This is a genomic window from Lysobacter antibioticus, from assembly GCF_000731095.1.
In the GTDB taxonomy this organism is placed as follows: Bacteria; Pseudomonadota; Gammaproteobacteria; order Xanthomonadales; family Xanthomonadaceae; genus Lysobacter; species Lysobacter antibioticus_B.
Map to the genome: position 1 here is coordinate 1 of NZ_JMTZ01000059.1, position 18813 is coordinate 18813.

The following is an 18813-nucleotide window of genomic DNA, read 5'->3' on the forward strand; positions in this document are numbered from 1 at the left end:
CGGGAGCCGCGACTGCGCAGCCGCGTGTGCCGACGCGGTCGCGGCTTGCGCCGCTCCTACCCTGAAGCCGCGGGGCTTTTGTAGGAGCGGCGTGAGCCGCGACTGCGTGGGCTCATGTCGCTGCGCATGTCGCGACTTACGTCGCTCCTACATTCCGAGCCCGAAGCGGTTCGCTCAGTAGCCCGCGGCCTGGCCGTCCTTGCGCGATTCGCTGGCGCCGACGTAGCCGCCGTGGGGGTTGACCATGATCGCCTGGTAGCCGCCGTAAGGGCCGTGGGCGAAGCGCACGCTGTGGCCGCGACGCATCAGCTCGCGCACGGTTTCGTAGGCGAAGCCGGTCTCCAGGTCGAGTTCGCCGCCGTCGCTCATGACCGTGGCTTGGCCGGCCGGTTCGGTGGAACCGTCGTGCTGCAGGCGCGGGGCGTCGCCGGCTTCCTGCAGGTTCATGCCGAAGTCGATCAGGTTGATGACGATCTGGGCATGGCCCTGCGGCTGCATCGCCCCGCCCATCACCCCGAACGACAGCCAGGGCTTGCCGTCCTTGGTCACGAACGCGGGAATGATGGTGTGGAACGGGCGCTTGCCCGGCGCGAACGAATTGGGATGGCCTTCCTTGAGCACGAACTGCTCGCCGCGGTCCTGGAAGATGAAGCCCAGGCCCGGCGGCGCCATGCCGCTGCCCATGCCGCGGTAGTTGGACTGGATCAGCGAGACCATCATGCCGTCGGCATCGGCGACGGTCATGTAGATGGTGTCGCCTTCGTCGAGTTCCTTCGGCGTGGCCGGCTGCACTTCGCGCAAGGCCTTGTCCATCGAGATCAGCTTGCGCCGCTGCGCGGCGTAGTCCTTGGAGATCAATTTCGCGACCGGCGATTTCGAGAACCCCGGGTCGGCGTACCAGCGCGCGCGGTCGGCGAAGGCGAGTTTCTTGGCCTCGGTGAACAGGTGCAGGTGCTCGACGCTGCCGAAGCCGTAGGACTTCAGGTCGTAGGCTTCGAGCAGGTTGAGGATCTGCAGCGCGGCGATGCCCTGGCCGTTCGGCGGCAGTTCCCAGACGTCGTAGCCGCGGTAGTTGGTGCTGACCGGCTCGACCCATTCGCCGCGATGGGCGGCGAGGTCGTCGTAACTCAGGAAACCGTCGTTGGCCTTGAAGTAGGCATCGATGGTGTGGGCGATCTCGCCCTTGTAGAACGCATCGCGCCCGCCCTTCGCGATCTGCTCCAGGGTGTTGGCGAGGTTCGGGTTCTTCCACATCTCGCCGGTGCGCGGGGCGCGGCCGTCGATGGTGAACTGCTCCTTGAAGCCCGGCCACTTCGACAGACGCGGCACCGAGGCGTTCCAGTAGTAGGCGATGACCTCGTGCACCGGGTGGCCGTCGCGCGCATACCGGATCGCCGGCGCCAGGTTCTCGGCCATCGGCTTGCGGCCGAAGCGTTCGTGCAGGGCGAACCAGCCGTCGACCGTGCCGGGCACGGTGACCGGCAGCGGTCCGTGCGGCGGAATGTCCTTGAGCCCGCGCTTTTGGAACTCGGCCAGGGTCAGCGACTTGGGCGAACGGCCCGAGCCGTTGTAGCCGTAGAGCTTTTGGGTCTTCGGGTCCCACACGATCGCGAACAGATCGCCGCCGATGCCGTTGCCGGTCGGCTCCATCAGGCCGAGCGCGGCGTTGGCGGCGATGGCGGCATCCACCGCGCTGCCGCCGGCCTTCATCACGTCGAGCGCGATTTGGGTGGTCAGCGGGTGCGAGGTTGCGGCGATCGCGTGTGGGGCGTAGACCTCGCTGCGGGTGGCGAAGGCCTTGCCGCTGATGCGGTCGGCGGCGGGGGCGGACAGCGGCAGGCCGAGCGCGCAGGCCAGGGCGAGCAGCGCCAGGCCGCGGCGGGGCGCGGTGATCGGTCGGGACATGCGGTGCCTCTCCAGGTGAACCCCGACCATAACGCAGCCCGGCGACCGCGCGCCTGGGCCGAAGGTTGACCTCCCACCCGCTCCCGTTCCTGCTTTGCTCCCCCGATTCCCGATTCCCGATTCCCGAACCCTAGGGTCAACCCTAGCTCGGGCGCGTACCAGCTGTTTCTGCACAATCCGCGTCCATACGCTGCGTTCAAGTACCCAGGGGGTGGCCGCGATGAGCTTTCCAGAGTTCGACAGTGCGTTCCGTTTCGCCCAGTTGCCGAATCTGATCGATCACCTGCTGCACCCGCAGCCGTCCTCGCAACCCCTGCCGCAGGACACCGCACCACCGCTGACCCTGGCGAGCGCACCGGTCGAGCTGCCGTATTCGCCGCACGCGCCGGTCGACACCGCCGCGCAGGAACCCTTCAGCGAGCAGCTCTACGGCCAGCAGCCGCAGAAGGCCATCGACACCTCGCTGGCCGAGCTGTCGAGCGACGTCTACAAGACCGACGGCGCCGGTACCGCCGGCTGGACGCGTCTCACCCCCGAGCAACTGCTCGACCTCAAGGGCCCCGACGGCAAGCCGGCCGGCATCGACCCGGCCTCGCTGGAGACCGAGGGCACCGGCTTCCGCGCCGCGGTCTACACCAACAACAACGGCCAGTACGTGGTTGCCTTCGCCGGCACCAACGGCTTCAGCCCGTTCGGCGACGGCGACATCGCCAACGACGTCGGCCAGGGCCTGGGCTTCGACACCAGCCAGTACAAGCAGGCGGTCGCCCTGGCGAAGGAGGCCGAGGCCGCATTCGGCGACAACGTCGTGTTCACCGGCCACTCGCTGGGCGGCGGCCTGGCCTCGACCGCGGCGCTGGCCACCGGCAACACCGCGGTGACCTTCAACGCCGCCGGTCTCAGCAACGACACCTTGCGCGACCTGGGCTTCAGCCCGCACGACGCGCGCTCGCAGGCCGAGGACGGCCAGATCCGTCGCTACAACGTCGACGGCGACCCGCTGACCGGCGTGCAGCAGAGCGTCGAGGTGCTCAACGGCACGCCCGATGCGGTCGGTTACGAGCTCAACCTCAAGCATCCGGAAGGCTGGCCGAACGTGCTCAGCGCGCACGGCGCCGCGACCGTGATCGAGGCGATGAAGACCCAGACCCCGACCCCGACCGAAAGCATCGAAGGCGACGATCTCGGACTCCTCGACCGCACGGCCGAGACGGTTTCGGAAACCGCGATCGATCTGCTCGGCGACGGCGCCCAGGAGCTGATCGACCTCGGCGTCGACGCCTTCAACGTCGGCTACGATTTCGGCGGCGACCTCGACGGCGTGATCAACAACGAATACGCCGATGGCCGCTACATCGACGGCACCCTCAAGCTCACCGGCGACCTCGCCGAGGGCACCTTGAATCTGGCCGGCGACGTCGGCCGCGGCGGCTTCAACCTGGTCGGCGACGTCGCCGAAGGCAGCGGCGAACTTGCCGGCGGCCTGATCCGCGACCTCGGCGAATACGTCGGCCTCAAGGATGCCGGCGACACCCTCGGCGGCTGGATCGAGGACGGCGGCCAGATCCTCGGCGATGTCGCCGAAGGCGCCGGCGAGCTGACCGAGATCGTGTTCGATGGCCTGGGCACCGCGACCGAGGCCACCCTCGACTTCGCCGGCGATGTCGCCGAAGGCACGGCCAAGGTCCTCGACGACGTCGGCAGCTTCCTCAATCCCTTCGACTGAGGCGCGGACGCGAGCGTGGTGACGGCCTGGGCGCGCCACGGCGGCGCGCCGCGTGGTCGCGTCTGCCCGTGAACGGCATCGCCTTCTCTTATCCGCCGGCGCGGCTGCGTTACGATCCGGCCATCCGACCACGGTCGTCTTCCAGAGCAGGCGCCTCGTCATGAACTTTCCGCATCTGAACCCGCGTGGCGCGGCCTCGCGCGTGATGGCCGCCGCCATCGTGCTTATGCTGTCGGTCTGCACGGCGTGTGCAGGCCCGGGAAACCGATCGATGCAAGCCAGCGAAGTCTTCCCCGACGTGCGCAGCGCCGAACTGGCCGAGGCCGCGGCGGACGGTAATGCCGCGCGCGTGCGCGAGCTCGCCGCCGCCGGCGCCAACCCGAACGCGCGCGGCGCCAAGGGCACCACCCCGTTGCAGTGGGCGCTGTATCACCACAGCAGCGCCGGCCTGGAGGCCTTGCTGGGCGTCGGCGCCGACCCGGCGGTCGGCAGCGACGACGGCATGACCGTGATGCATCTGGCGGCGATGGCCAACGACCCGCGTTACCTGCGGGTGCTGCTGGATCGCGGCGCCAACCCGGACACCCCGAACACCGTCACCCAGGCCACCCCGCTCGCGGCGGCGCTGATGGGCGAGCGCGCCGACAACTTCAAGGCCCTGCTCGCCGCCGGCGCCAAGCCCGACCTGGCCGACCGCATGGGCAACACCCCGTTGCACCAGGCCGCCAAGGTCAACGAATTCGGCCATGCCCTGACCTTGTTGCAGGCCGGCGCGAGCCCGAACGCCCGCAACGTGCAGGGCGCGAGCTTCCAGCGTTTCATGTTCATGACCCCGGAGAAGGTCCTCAACGGCCAGACCCGCCGCGACCGCGAAGCGGTGATCGAATGGCTGCGCGAGCACCAAATCCCGATCGAGGATGCGCAGGCGAAGTAGGGCGTTGGGGTAACAGCAACAGTAACGGCAACGGCAACAGCAACAGCAACAGCAAATCCCCCGCGCTGTAGACACGAGCGACCCCGGCGCTGCGCCGGGCGCCGCCCCCTTTGTCAAAGGGGGCGAATCAACACGCTTGTTCGGAAGGTCTTGAGGCCAGCGTCGCTGTCGTTGCAACAGCAACGGCAACGGCAAATCCCCCGCGCTGTAGGCACGAGAGACTTCGGCGTTGCGCCGGGCGCGGCCCCTTTGTCAAAGGGGCGAGTCAACACGCTTGGTCGAAAGGTGTAGAGGCGATCGTCGCTGCGGCTGCGCCTATCGCTGCCGCCGCCCGCGCCGCACCCGCCGCAACTGCCGCTCCCCCCCTTTGGAAAAGGGGGGCAGGAGGGGTGCTCTTGGCGTTCTCATCCGGCCCAGCGCCACGCTCGATTCAGCGCGGCAGTCGCCGCAAACGCTCGAGCGCGGTTTCCAACTCGCTGAGCACCGCCAGCAACGATGCCCAGTCTTCGTCGTGCGCGGCCTGTTCGACGGCCTGCGCGGCCTCGCCGAGTTCGTGGGCTCCGATGAGGGCCGCGGCGCCCTTGATGCGATGGGCCTGACGGCGCACGCCGGCGAGGTCGCCTTGCGTGCGCGCATTCTGCAACTCGGCCAGGTCTTGGCGAGTGACGACGAGGAAGTCGTCGAGCACCTCGGCGGTATCGCTGCCGCTGTCGCTCAGCAGGTGCTGCAGCACCTCGCCGTCGAGTACGCGTGCGCGTTCGTCGCTCGCCAGCGCCGGCGAGGTGCCCGGCGGCGGCACGGTGTGCGGCAACCAGCGCTGCAGGGTGGCGGCCAGGCGCGCGACCGCGACCGGCTTGACCAGGTAGTCGTCCATGCCTGCGGCCTGGCAGGCCTCGGCTTCGCCTTTCAAGGCCGACGCGGTCAGGGCGACGATCGGGGTGCGCGGCAGGCCGTCGCGCGTTTCCTGTTCGCGCACCGCGCGAGCCAAGCCGTAGCCGTCCAAGCCGGGCATGTGCACGTCCGACAGCAGCAGGGCATAGCGCCCGCTGCGCCAGCGCTGCAGACCTTCCTGGCCGCTGCTGGCGGCTTCGCTGGCATACCCGGCGAGGGCGAGCTGGCGCGCGATCACCAACCGGTTGGTCGGGTGGTCGTCGATCAGCAGGATCAGGCTGCGTTCGCGCTCGGCGGTGGCGAGGTCGGGCAGCGGACGCGCGACCAGTGCCGTCGCCTCGGCATCGCCGACGGTCGAGGCACGCAGTTCCGAAACCGGCGCCCGCGCCAGGGCGACGCGCAAGCGCATGCTCGTGCCAACGCCGGGCGCGCTTTCCATCGTCACATCGCCGCCCATCAGTACCGCCAGGCGCCGGCAGATCGCCAGGCCGAGGCCGGTGCCGCCGTAGCGGCGGGTGGTGTCGCCGTCGGCCTGACTGAAAGGTTCGAACAAACGCTGTTGTTGCTCGGCGCTGACGCCGATGCCGGTGTCGCTGACGCGCAGACACAAGGCATCGCGGGCTTCGTCGTCGCCGTCGGCGGGGGCCGGACCGAGGTATTCGAGCGCGACCTCGATGCTGCCGCGCTCGGTGAACTTGACCGCGTTGGAGAGGAAATTGCCGAGGATCTGGCGCAGGCGCAGGGCGTCGGCGTAGTGCGCCGGGGCGATGCCGGCGTCGATCCGGCAGCTCAGGGTCACGCCGCGGCTGGCGGCGGCGCCGACGAAGCCGGCCATCGTGCTGCGCACCAGCGCCGGCAGGTCGACCGCCTCGGTGACGATCTCCAGGCGTCCGGCTTCGATCTTGGAGAAGTCGAGGATGCCGCCGATGATCTGCAGCAGCGATTGCGACGACTGCTCGATCACGTCGAGGGCGCGGCGCTGCTCGGCGTCCAGGCGCGAATGCGCGAGCACCTCGATCATGCCGGTGACGCCGATCATCGGGGTGCGGATCTCGTGGCTCATCGCCGCCAGGAACGAGGACTTGGCGCGGTTGGCGTCCTGGGCGCGCGCTTCGCTGGCGCGCAGTTCGCGTTCGAGCCGCTTGAGCGCGCTCAGGTCGGCGGCGATCAGCAGCAGGCCCGGTGCGTCTTCGTCTTCGTGGGTGGCCGACACTGCGACCAGCGCCGGCACCCAGGTGCCGTTGCGGTGGCGCAGGCGGGTTTCGCGCGGCGCGGCGTTGGCCAGGGCGAGCTCGCGCAAGGCGGTCCAGTCGGCGCGTACGCTTTGGCCGGTCTGCGCGCTCAACTCGCTCGCCAAGGCCTGTAAGGCGCGCGGTTCGAACACGGTGTGCAGGCGTTCGTGGCCGATCACCTCCCGCGCGCTGACCCCGAGGAGGCGTTCGGCGAAGGGATTGACTAGGGTCAGGCAGCCCTCGCCGTCGACGGCGAGGATGGCGATCTGCGCCGAATCCAACAGCGAACGCTGGAAGCGCTCGCGCTGCTCGAGTTCGGCGCGGGTGCGTTCGTTGCGGATCAACTGCCCGGTCAGTTCGGTCTCGAAGCCGAGCACGTCGCGGCGCATGTCGATGAAGGCCTGCATGACCGCGCCGAGTTCGCCGGCTGGCAGCTCGCCGGGCTCGGCGGTGTAGTCGTGCTCGCGCATGCGCCGCGCCAGCCAGGTCAGGCGGTCGATACCGCGCGAGGCGTTGCGCAGGATGCGCCGGCCGATCAGCGCCGCGGTGGCCAGGGCGAACAGCGACAGGGCGATGCGGATCAGGCTGACCCGCTCGCTGCGGACGATGTCGGCGCGCACCACGCTGTCGGCCTGGACCAGCTTGAGGTCGGACAGCAATTGCAGGCGTTGGGTCAGCGGGTCGATCGCCGGGTACAGGCGTTTGTCGGCGAATTGGCCCAGTGCGCGGATGTCGCGATGGCGCAATATCGCGCGCAGCTCGGCCGCGGCGGCGTCGGCGGTGCGGCGGGCCTGTGCGGCGGCGAGCAACTGCGCGCGCTCCTCGGCCGAATGCGGCAAGGCCTGCAGGCGCGGCCAGGCCTGGTCGACGCGACGCTGCGCGCTGTCGACGCGTTGCAGGCCTTCGTCCCAGTCGACCAGATAGTTGCGTACGCGGAAAGTGGTGTCGACCACGTCCAGGCCGTAGCCGTCGGACACGGTCTTGATCAGGCGCAGGCCGAGCAGGGCGTCGTCCTGCAAGGTCTGCAGGGTGCGGCGCGCGCGGTACTGCTCGATCTCGTCGATCACCAGCACGCTGGCGCCGGTGAGCAGGAACAGGCCGAACAGCCCCCACAACTGGTGGCGGATGCTGAAGCGGTCGAGCCAGGCGAACACCGCGCGCCTCAATGTTCGGGCCGACGCCAGCGGCCGAGCAGGGCCGGCAACTCTTCGCCGGGCACCGCGTCGCCGATCAGCCGGCCCTGGGCGATCGCGCAGCCCAGCTCGGCCAGCATCTGCCAGTCCTCGACCGTTTCCACGCCTTCGGCGACCGCGTCCAGGCCGAGCTTGCGCGCCAGATCGAGGCTGGCCTCGACCACCGCGCGCTTGCGCGGCTGCTGGCTGGCGCCGGCGATGAATTCCTGGTCGATCTTCAATTCGGTGAACGGCACCTGCGAGAGTTGCGACAGCGACGACCAGCCGGTGCCGAAGTCGTCGATCGACAGGCCGAAGCCCTTCAGGCGCAGGCGCGCGAGCACGCCGAGGCCGCGCGCGGCGTCGGCGATCAGCGAGCTTTCGGTGAGTTCGAGCACGACCTCGGCCGGGTCGACGCCGGCCTCGCGGACGATGCGCTGATAGCGATCGGCGGCGCCGGCATCGTCGAGGGTCGAGGCGGAGACGTTGACCGACAGTTTCAGGCGCAGCCCGCTGCGGTCCCACTGGCGTTTCCAGCGGCAGGCCTGGGCGAGCATCTGTTCGGTGAGTTCGTCGACCAGGTCTTCGCTTTCCAGCAACGGCAGGAAATGCTGCGGCAGCACCACGCGGCCGTCGCTGCGGGGCCAGCGCGCCAACGCCTCGACGCCGATCGCCCGCCCATTGCCGAGTTCGACCTGCGGTTGGAACCACGGCACGATCTCGCCGGCGGCCAGGGCCGCGCGCAGGCTGTCGAGGCCGATCTCGCCGGGGTCGTCGTCGGCGACGGTGGCGGCGACCAGTTCCAGGCCGGCCAGGGCCTGGGCGAGCTTGCTCCGGGTCAGCGGTTTGGGCACCGCCTCCAGCACGCGCAGGCCGCAGGCGCGGGCCATGGTCTGGACGGTGTGCAGCAAGGCCGCGTCGAGCGCGCTGACCACCAGGATCGCGCGAGCCAGGTGCTCGCGGGCGAGGTGGTCGATGAATTCGATGCCGTCCATGCCAGGCATGTCCAGGTCGACCAGCACCACGTCCGGCACCTGCGCCAGCGAGCGCAGCAGGCGCAGTGCGGAGGCGCCGTCGCCGGCCTCGTGCAGGCGGGCGACGCCGAGTTCGGACAGCAGGCGCAGCGCCATGCGGCGTTGGAAGCCGTGGTCTTCGACCACCACAACGCTCAGTAGCGAAAGGGACATCCGATCCTCGGCTGCGACGGCGCATCGACAGACCGACGTCGTCGAGCGAACGCGCGGCTGTGGACGGCCGACTGTAGCCGTGTAAGGAGTCCAACGGAAACAACGGCGACGAACGGTCGCGGTGGCGGAGTCGGCCACAAAAAAGCGGCGCGGCATCACGCCGCGCCGCTGCTTTCGCGCAGGCCGGGCGAGGCGCCCGGCGCGGTCTTGCGCGGCCTTACGGCCAGCGCGGCGGGTTCTCGGCCCAGGCCTGTTGCACCTGGGCGAGGGTGGCGCGGTCGCTGTCGCGCCACGCCGGCAGCAGCTCGGCGTAACGCGAGCTGTCGCGCCACAGGTCCGGCTCGCTGCGCACCGCGGCGGCATACCACTCCACCGCTTCGTCCTTGCGTCCCAACGACCACAGCGCGACCGCGTAGGTCGGCGGCATCCATGCGGCGCTGACGTTGCGCGCGCCGTGCAGGGTCACCCAGTACTTGAACGCTTCTTCGTGGGCGCCGAGGTGGTACAGATCCCAGGCGTAGTTCCACATGATCGCGCGCCAGTAGGTGCTGCCGCTGTCGATCTCGCGCAGCGCCCGCCCGTACAACTGGCGGCCCAACTCGACCCGGCCGCCTTCCATGGCCAGGTGCGCGAGCTGCGCGGCCTCGGTCGGCGCGTGCGCCTTGCGTTCGATGATCTTGGCCAGCCGTTCCATGGCTGCGTCGCCGTTCTCTTTGATCGCGACCACCGGCTTGGTGGTCTGAGCGTCGGCGTCGAAGTAGAACTCGCCCGGCTTCGACAGGGCCTGGGCGCCGGCGGAGCCGGATACCACGGCGGCGGCGAGTGCCGCAGCCAACAACAACTTGCGAATAGGCATGTTTGTAGATCCCCCTGGAACCCCTACATGCTAACCGCTGCGATGCACAATCCATGAATCCGCGCACATAATTTATTTGACGCAAGCGGGCGAATAGCGTGATACGGACGGGCGGCATCGCTCGCTTGCGGCCGGGTCGGCCATCCCCGGCGCGGGTACGCTCGGGCAAGGACGGGCAGCGGCGGTCAGTGGGCGAGCGCTCCGCCGCGGTCGCCGCGGCGGAGCGAAGGGCGCCTGACCGGGTCAGTTCGCGGCCGGGCGTAGGGTCACGCGGTCGAGCGCCCACAGCGGGTCGTGGCCGCCGCTGGCGAACACGAAGCACAGGTCGTGGCGGCCGGCGAGCTTCGGCAGGGTCGCCTGCAGCGTGCTCAGGCCGTCCGAACGCTTGGCCTCGGCCAGCGGCAGGCGCGCGATCGGTGCGCTCTTGCAGTCGTCGACGCGCACTTCCAGGGCGCCGCCGAGTTCGGCCTTGCGGGTCACGATGTTCTTGGTGTCGTGCCAGAGCTGGAAGTTGTAGGGCACCTGGCCGACCCGGACCTCGATCCGGCCGACCCCGTCGAGGCGGGCGCCTTCGTAGATCCAGCAGGGGTCGATCAGGTTGGTGGTCAGCGAGGCGCGGGCGCCGTCGCCCTTGCCTTCGATCGCGGCGTCGTCCTCCAGGCGCAGGTTGTAGCCCTCGCGGCAAGGGCGCAGGCCGGCGCTGGTGCGGGTGCTCAGGTCGGACAGGTCGCGGGCGCTGAAACGGCGCGGCGCGGAAATCGCCTTGCCGTCGACGAAGGTGGTCGCCACCACGTCCAGCGGCAGGGTCGCGGCGAGCGGTTGCCGGTACAGCGGAGCGTCGACGCCCGGCTCCTGGCCGTCGGTGCGGTAGCGGATCTCGCCGAAGCCGGTCTGGTTGCTCAGCGCCAGCTTCGGCGCGGCGCCGTCGGCGCCGTCCTCGACCTTGAACTTGACCGCGAACGCGACGTCGGAGGCCTTCACGTCCTGGGCGCGGTAGCGCGCCATCTGCGCGGCCAGGCGTTGCTGGAAGTCGTTCCAGTCGATCCGCGCCTGCGGCGACCACACCACTTCGGCCAGGGCGTCCAGGCGCGGGTACAGCGCGGTCTGGATGCGCTCGAAGCTGCGGCGGTGCTCGCTCCACAGGTTGGCCTGGGCGCCGAGCACGTGCTTGCTCTGGGCCGCGTCGAGCTCGGGCGGCACCACCGAGAACTGATAGAAGTCGCGCAGGGTGCTGATCGGGAAGCGCCCGCTCGGCTCGTCGTCGCGATCGCTCTGGACGTAGTCGAGGTAGAGCTGGCGGTCGGGCGCGACGACCACGTCGTGGCCTTCGCGCGCGGCCTCGACTGCGCCCTTGGTGCCGCGCCAGGACATCACCGTCGCGCTCGCCGGCAGCTTGCCGCCTTCGAGGATCTCGTCCCAGCCCAGCAGGATGCGGTCGTGCTTCTGCAGGTGGCCGGCGATGCGGCCGACGAACCAGCTCTGCAGCGCCATCTCGTCCTTGAGGCCGAGCGACTTGATCTTGGCCTGCACGCTCGGCGAGGCGATCCACTGGTCCTTGGCCGCTTCGTCGCCGCCGATGTGGATGTAGCGCGACGGGAACAACCCGGCGACTTCATCGAGGACGTTTTCGAGGAAGCCGAAAGTCGAATCGTCGACGCCGTACAGATAGGTGTGCACGCCCCAGTCCGGCGACACCGGCGGCGCCTTGCGTACGACGTCGGTGACGCCGAGCTCGGGATAGGCGGCGATCGCCGATTGCGCATGGCCGGGCATTTCGATTTCCGGGACCACGGTGATGTGGCGCTCGGCGGCGTAGCGCACGACGTCGCGGATCTGCTCCTGGGTGTAGTAGCCGCAATAGGGCTTGGGCTTGCCCTCGGCATCGCGGCCGGCGGCGCCGGCGAGGATGCGGCAACCGCCGACCTCGGTCAGGCGCGGGTACTTCTTGATCTCCACGCGCCAGCCCTGGTCGTCGGTGAGATGCCAGTGGAAGGTATTGAGCTTGTGCAGCGCCATCTGGTCGAGCACCGACTTGACCTCGTCGACGCTGCGGAAGTGGCGGGCGACGTCGAGCATCAGGCCGCGCCAGACGAAACGCGGGGCGTCGTCGATGCGCTGCGCGGCGATGCTCGCCGCGCCCTTGCCGCCGTCGGCGGTGGCCAACTGCCACAGCGTGACCGCGCCGTAGAACAGGCCGGCCGCGGCGCGCGCCTGCACGCGCACGCCGTCGCGGCCGATCTCCAGCGTGTAGGCCTCGTCGCCGCTGGCGGCGGACTTGGGGTCGAGCGCGAACACGATCGCATCGGCGCCGGGCTTGCCGCCGCTGTCGATGCTCGGCGCGAAGCCGCGCAGCTGCTGCACGCGTGCGGCGAAATCCTCGGCGACGCGGCGCGCGGCGGTGTCGTCGGCGGCGACCACCAGACGCGTCTGCGGCCCGAACACGAACCGCCCTTCGCCGGCGACGACTTGCGCCGGGCGCGGGATCACCGCGCTCGCATGCGCGGCGATCGCCGGCTCGGCGCCGCTCGCGGCGGTGGAGGTGGCGTCGGCTGAGCCGGCGCCGGCCGGCGGGGTCGTGTTCTGGCAGGCGGCCAGTCCGATCGCCGCGGCGCTGGCCAGGGCCAGGTTCCAGGCGGTACGCGTTTTCATCGTTGCGCTGCTCCGTTCGTGGCCGGCGTGCGTGGAGGCGCGCCGGCGGTGTCAGTGTGCGGTGCTCAATGCGGCGAAGCCCGGCAGGGTGAGTGCCGGGCTTCGGATGCGAGATGCCGACGGGATCGTGGCGATCCCGGCGACGTGGCCACGCGTCCGGCCTAGCGGCCGGCGCGTGCGTGTTGCGGTGCGGATCAGAAGTTGAACCGGAACGCGGCCATGTAGCGACGGCCGCTGTGGTAGGTACCGACCGGCTTGCTCTTGCTGCCGGAGTACTGCACGTATTCCTCGTCGAGGATGTTCATGGCGTCGAACGACAAGGCCATGTTCTCGTTGAACTTCCAACCCACGCTGGCGCCGAGTTCGGAGTAGGCGTCGACGCTCGCCGGCGCTGCGCCGGCCACGTAGCCGCCGGCCAGGTAATGGCTGCGCCAGTTGTACGACAGGCGCAACGTCAGCGGGCCGTTCTCGTAGTACGGGCTGATCGCGACGCTGTCGCGCGACTGGTACGGCAGCGGGTCGCCGGTGTTGTTTTCGCCGTCGGCGTAGGTGTAGTTCGCGGTCAGGCCGAAGCCGGTGTCGGCGAACGGCTGCTGGTAGCTGACGTTGAAGCCCTTGACCTTGCCCTTGCCGGCATTGCGCGGACGCTGGATGTCGTAGTCGCAATAACCGTCCGCGGTGCAGCCGTGGAAACCGACCAGGGTGGTGTCGAACACGACCCGGTTGGTGTCGCGGATCGAGTTGTACTGGCGTTCGATCCGGGCCGCGCTGTCGATGTAGTTGGAGATGTCCTTGTAGAAGACCGACGCCGCCAGCACCGACTGTTCGGCGAAGTACCACTCGGCCGACAGGTTGAAGTTGGTCGACTCGTACGGCGACAGGTCGGCGTTGCCGCCGCTGCCGTTATACGTGGTGTCGTTGAGGAAGGTGTTGTTGACCATCTGGTTGTACGGCGCCCAGGCGATCACCTTGGCCGCGGCGAAACGCAGCAGCACGTCGTTGCCGGTGTCGTAGACCACGTTCAGCGACGGCAGCACGAAGTCTTCCTTCTTCGACTTGGTCTGCCACTTGCCGGCCAGGTTGTCGAGCGAAGGCGCGCCGCCGTAGACGAAGCCGCTGGCGTCGGTCTTGGATTCGACGTAACGCAAACCGAAGTTGCCGCGCCAGGCGCCGCTGGCGAAGTCGGCCTGCACATAGGCCGCGGTGTTGGTCTGTTCCAGCGCCCAGGTGTTGTTGAGGAAGCCGGCCGGGTCGGGGTTGGCGAAGTTCAGCGGGCTGCCCTTGACCCAGTCGAGCACGTTGCCGCGGCCGACCTGGATGTGGCGTCCGTGGTCGTTGCTGAAACCGCGGATGTCGGTCAGGCCGACGGTGCCGACGTTCGCCAGGGCGCCGCGGTTGACCGGGCCGTAGATGTTGAGCTCGAAGGACTCCTCGTGCTTGGCGCGACGTACGCCGAACTGGAGGTTGTTGAACACGCTGTCGAACTCGACGTTGAAGTCGACTTGTCCGTAGGTGTCCTTGCTCTCGGTCGAGAACACGCCGTTGTTGCCCATCCAGCCGTTGACCAGGCCGCCCGACGGACCCCAGTTGGCCGGATTGCGCGCGGCGTCGGGGTTGTCGAAGGTGATGCCGCGGTCGATGTCCCAGCTGAAGCCACCGTTGTAGACCGGCTCGATGAAGTACTGGGCGAGGTGCTTGTTCTCGGACTTGCTGCTGCCGATCTGGCCCTTGAAGCCCCAACCCTCGCCGTCGAACGCGGTGCGCAGGTCGATGCCCTTGGTCTCGACTTCCGACTCGCGCACGTTGTTGTCGTACAGCACCGTGCCGCCGGTGGCATCGGCGTTGGCGTTGGAGTGGCCGCTGGTGACCACGCCGTTCTTCGCATCGCCGAGGCGGTTGACCGCGGCGACGGTACCGTCGTTCCAGGTCAGGAAGCTGTACAGCGACTGGTTGTAGTTGTCGAAGTTTTCTTTGATGTACAGGCCGCTGAGGTTGAACTCCCACTCGTCGCTCGGCTTGAACTGCAGGTTGACCACGGCGCTGTCGCGCTTGCGGTGCTGCTGGAACCAGGCGGCGTTGATCGAGTTCGGCACTTCCGCGTTCGGGTCGAGACCGGCGCGTGCGGCGTTGGTGAAGGTCGAGGCCTTCGCGTAGCCGAAGATTTCCAGGCCCTGGCGATCGACCTGCTCTTCGTAGTGCTGCGCGGCGACCGAGACGCCGAAGGTTTCTTCCGGGTTCTTCCAGCTGTACAGCAGCGACGCGCTCGGGCGGCCCTTGCTGCCCTGGTCGCTGTAGTTGTAGCTGACCGATCCGGCGACGGAGTTGGCGTCCATGTCGAGCGGCTGGCGGGTGTGCATGAGCACGGTGCCGCCGAGGCTGCCTTCGGTGATGCGCGCTTCCGACGACTTGATGATCTCCAGGCGGCCGAGGATTTCCGGCGCGAGCAGGGTGTAATCGAAGCCGCGGTTCGGCTGTTCGCCGTACAGCCAGATCGCCTGCGCGACCGGATGGCCGTCGAGGAAGGTCAGGTTGAGGCTGGGATCGGTGCCGTCGATGCTGACCCGCTCGCCCTGGCCGAAGCGGCGATCGAGAGTGACGCCGGGAATCTGCGACATCGCTTCGGCGACATTGGTGTTGGCGAACTTGCCGATGTCCTCGGCGGTGATCGCTTCCGACACGGTCACGTTGGCTCGCTTGGTATCCAGCGACTTTTCCAGGCTCGCACGGATGCCGGTGACGACGACGGTATCGAGCTCGGTGGCTTCCGACGATGCGGACGGGCTCGTTGCTGCCTGGGTGTCCTGGGCGGCCGCCAGGCCCGGACCGATACAGGTCAGGACCGCGACGATGCTGGCTGACAGGATGCTCTTGCGCGCTTTCATTAACTGTTCCTCCCTCGGGCGGTGATGGCTCGGCGATCGACCGGGGAAAGCCGGTTCGTCGCGAAGTCCGGTTTGTCTTGTCTTGTTTGTCTTGATGCAGCCGGTCGCGGCGACGCCGTTTCCGGTTTCGGTGTTGCCGCCTTCGATGCGAGGCCGCGGTTTCGCGCACGCGCCTTGCGCGCGTGCGCCTGAGGCCTTGCGCCTACTGCGTTTTTTGTTGGCGATTCGCCGGCGCCGTCGCGCCATCGCCGGGTTCGCTTTCCTGCGGGCCCTGCTCGTACTGGCCCGGCTCGTACCGACCGTGCTCCAGATACCAGCTCGCCGCACCGATCACGCCGAGCCGTTCGTTCTCGATCAGCCGCACCGGCACGCGTTCGAGCACCGGACGCATCGCGCCCTTGTCGAGCATGCGGGCGTGGAATTCGCTCTCGGGCACGAAGTCCTTGAGCTGGGGCAGGATGCCGCCGGCGATGAACACCGACTTGGCGCCGCTGATCACGGCCAGATCGCCGATCACGCTGCCGAGCAGCGCGCAGAACGTCAGCACCGCTTCGCGCGCGATCGCTTCGCCGCGACGCGCCGCTTCGGTGATCGCAGCCGGCGCCCGCAGCGACGGCTCGACGCCGTTGAGCGTGCACAGCGCGCTATACAGATTGACCAGGCCGGGACCGGAGACGAAGTGCTCGGTCGGCACGTGGGTTTGGCCGCGTTGCTGGGCCAGGCTCAGCATTTCGACTTCGCGCGAATTGCCCGGCGCGAAGGCGGTGTGGCCGGCTTCGGTCGGCAGCACCACGGTGGTCTTGCCGTGCGGAATGCGCACCGCCGCGCCGAGGCCGGTGCCGGGGCCGATCACCAGTACCGGGCCGGGCGTCGACTCGCTGACGCCGGGCGTGAGCAGGGTCGAATCGTTTGGCGCCATGCACTGGGCGGCGTTGGCGTTGGCCTGGAAATCGTTGATGAACAGCACCTGGCGCAGGCCGAGCTCGCGGCGCAGTTCCGACAGCGAGATCCGCCACGGCAGGTTGGAATTGATGACCTGGTCGTCGAGCACCACGCCGGCGCAGGCGATCACCACGTGATCGACGCCGACACCGTTGCTGGCGATGAACTCGGCCAGGATCGCGGCCAGGCTCGGGTAATCGGCGCAGACGTACTTGCGGTGAGCGAGCACGGTCACGGTGGACTCGCCGCCGTTGCCGGGGCGGACCAGGCCGACACGGGTATGAGTGCCGCCGACGTCGGCGGCGATGAACTGGGGCGTGGCCGTATTCAGCCGTGCAGCCGCGCTCATGCGCAGGCTCCGGCGACGGCCGTCGCTACGCCGGCGTGTGTGTTCATGATGCGTCCCCGCAAGGACATCGACGACGTCCCGTTCCATTCCCACTGCATGCGCCCTCCGCGGCTGCCGGTGTGTTTCCCCTTGGCGGCGCCGAGAGTGCTCTGGGTTTGACAACGTTGTCAACAAGTTCGCGCCAATGTGTCTCCCAGGCCTCAAAACCGTGTTTCGCTGCCCGGAATATTGATGCGCCGCAACATGGCGGCGCGCGCGCAAGATCACGGTTTGGCGGGCTTCTTGGCCATGCGACTGGTATGCGGGAGCGACTTGTGACAACGTTGGGCCGACGCTTGTCGTGCCGGTCATCCGGATGACCAGCGGGACGTGGCGGGCGGTACCCGCCGCTCTGGGAGGGGAGTCTCATGTCGGTTTCCAACGGTCCCCGCCGCTCTGGGAGGGGAGTCTCATGTCGGTTTCCAACGCCAGCGCTCGGCCGCGTCACCTGGGTTCGATCGCGATCATCGGCGCGCTGTTCTTCGTGTTCGGTTTCGTCACCTGGCTCAACGGGCCGCTGATCACCTTCGTCAAATACCGGTTCGAGTTGAACGACTTCAACGCGTTCCTGGTACTGACGGTGTTCTACCTGTCCTACCTGTTCCTGGCCCTGCCGGCGTCGAGCATCCTCAAGCGCACCGGCATGAAGAAAGGCATGTCGCTGGGTCTGTTCGTGATGGCGATCGGCGCCTTCGCCTTCGGCGAATTCGTCTTGCGCGGTTCCTACCCGGGCGCGCTGGCCGGACTGTTCACCATCGGCGCGGGCCTGGCGATCCTGCAGACCGCGGCCAATCCTTACATCAGCATCCTCGGCCCGATCGAAGGCGCGGCGCAGCGCATCGCGGTGATGGGCATCTGCAACAAGATCGCCGGTGCGCTGGCGCCGTTCGCGTTCGCGACCCTGGTGCTGGCCGGCATCAACAAATTCGATGCGCAGCTCGCCGCGGCGACCCCGGCCGGCCGCCAGACCCTGCTCGACGAATTCGCCGCGAAAGTGCACGTGCCTTACGTCGCCATGGCCGGCGTGCTGGCCTTGCTGGCGGTGCTGTTGCTGCGCTCGCCGCTGCCGGAAATCCGCGCCGAAGACGTCAACGCGACGCCGGCCGACAGCGGCGGCGTCGACAAGAAGGGCCTGGCGCATTACCCGCACGTCTGGCTCGGCGCCTTGTGCATCTTCGTCTACGTCGGCGCCGAAGTGATGGCCGGCGACGCGATCGGCACCTATGGCGCGGCCCTGGGCCTGCCGCCGAGCGAGACCAGCTTCTTCACCACCTTCACCCTGATCGCGATGCTGGTCGGCTATCTGGTCGGGCTGGTGGTGATTCCGCGTTTCGTCAGCCAGCAGAAATACCTGGCGATCTCGGCCGTGCTCGGCATCGTCTTCACCGTCGGTGCGTTCTTCACCAAGGGCTATGTCTCGGTCGGCTTCGTCGCCGCGCTGGGCTTCGCCAACGCGATGATGTGGCCGGCGATCTTCCCGCTCGCGATCGAGGGGCTGGGGCGTCTGACCGAGCGCGGTTCGGCGCTGCTGGTGATGGGCATCGCCGGCGGCGCGGTGATCCCGCAGCTGTTCGCCGCGCTCAAGCAGCACTTCGATTTCCAACTGGTGTTCCTGCTGCTGATGGTGCCCTGCTACCTGTACATCCTGTACTTCGCCAAGGCCGGGCATAAGGTCGGCCTGGCTCATCGGGCCACGGCTGCGGGCACCGCCTCGGCCGCGGTCTCGAACTAAGGGCCTTTCGGGCGCGGTTCCCCTTGTGCGTTAACTCGTACGAGGGGAATCCGGCGGGCTCGGCGTGGGCGTGCCGAGCCTGCGCATCGGGTGACCGGGCGCCAGCGCCGGCCACCCCGCGCTGGGCGGGTTCAGCCAGCCGGCTGATGCAGTTCCCCCGCCCGCTCTGTCGAAGAGGGGAGCGGGTGCCCGGTCTGCCTTCTCAGGTGCGGCGCCGCTGCCGGCCTGCAACCGCCCTCGTGCCCGAACGAGCGGTCAATTTTTCACCGTCGAATCGAAAACCCGCCATCAGTCGCAATCGCCGCTGGCCGCTGCGA

Annotated in this window: 10 protein-coding genes; 3 read left to right on the forward strand and 7 right to left on the reverse strand. The window is 68.7% G+C overall.

Features of this window, described 5'->3' with window-relative positions:
* Positions 1–174: 174 nt before the first annotated feature.
* Positions 175–1905 carry a gamma-glutamyltransferase gene (gene ggt, locus EX88_RS0116555; RefSeq protein WP_031373105.1) on the reverse strand — a complete coding sequence of 577 codons (1731 nt, stop codon included), beginning with the start codon at positions 1903–1905 and terminating at the stop codon, positions 175–177.
* Positions 1906–2125: 220 nt separating this feature from the next.
* Here ggt and EX88_RS26105 point away from each other — a divergent pair, with 220 nt between their 5' ends.
* Positions 2126–3631, forward strand: a complete 1506-nt coding sequence (locus tag EX88_RS26105) for a DUF2974 domain-containing protein (protein ID WP_152566317.1) — start codon at positions 2126–2128, stop codon at positions 3629–3631.
* Positions 3632–3902: 271 nt separating this feature from the next.
* Complete coding sequence (locus EX88_RS0116565; RefSeq protein ID WP_161786139.1) at positions 3903–4565, forward strand: ankyrin repeat domain-containing protein; 663 nt, start codon at positions 3903–3905, stop codon at positions 4563–4565.
* 430 nt (positions 4566–4995) lie between these two features.
* Here the strand turns inward: EX88_RS0116565 and EX88_RS24680 are convergent, their stop codons facing one another.
* From EX88_RS24680 to EX88_RS0116595, 6 genes are all read right to left on the reverse strand, one after another.
* Positions 4996–7842 (reverse strand): ATP-binding protein, encoded by a 2847-nt coding sequence (locus tag EX88_RS24680; RefSeq protein ID WP_051885212.1) that lies wholly within the window; start codon positions 7840–7842, stop codon positions 4996–4998.
* Positions 7843–7850: 8 nt separating this feature from the next.
* A complete protein-coding gene (locus EX88_RS0116575; protein WP_036149213.1) occupies positions 7851–9047 on the reverse strand; it encodes an EAL domain-containing response regulator in 1197 nt (398 codons plus the stop codon).
* 217 nt (positions 9048–9264) lie between these two features.
* Positions 9265–9903 carry a hypothetical protein gene (locus EX88_RS0116580; protein ID WP_051885214.1) on the reverse strand — a complete coding sequence of 213 codons (639 nt, stop codon included), beginning with the start codon at positions 9901–9903 and terminating at the stop codon, positions 9265–9267.
* Between the two features lie 243 nt (positions 9904–10146).
* The gene (locus tag EX88_RS0116585) at positions 10147–12552 is read right to left on the reverse strand and encodes a family 20 glycosylhydrolase (RefSeq protein ID WP_051885215.1); all 2406 of its coding nucleotides are present in this window, start codon (positions 12550–12552) and stop codon (positions 10147–10149) included.
* A 194-nt stretch (positions 12553–12746) separates the two neighbouring features.
* The gene (locus EX88_RS0116590) at positions 12747–15434 is read right to left on the reverse strand and encodes a TonB-dependent receptor (protein WP_031373112.1); all 2688 of its coding nucleotides are present in this window, start codon (positions 15432–15434) and stop codon (positions 12747–12749) included.
* Positions 15435–15636: 202 nt separating this feature from the next.
* Complete coding sequence (locus tag EX88_RS0116595; RefSeq protein ID WP_036149215.1) at positions 15637–16725, reverse strand: glucokinase; 1089 nt, start codon at positions 16723–16725, stop codon at positions 15637–15639.
* Between the two features lie 451 nt (positions 16726–17176).
* On the opposite strand from EX88_RS0116595, the gene EX88_RS0116600 reads away from it, so the two are divergent.
* Positions 17177–18496 carry a sugar MFS transporter gene (locus tag EX88_RS0116600; RefSeq protein WP_051885216.1) on the forward strand — a complete coding sequence of 440 codons (1320 nt, stop codon included), beginning with the start codon at positions 17177–17179 and terminating at the stop codon, positions 18494–18496.
* Positions 18497–18813 lie beyond the last annotated feature (317 nt).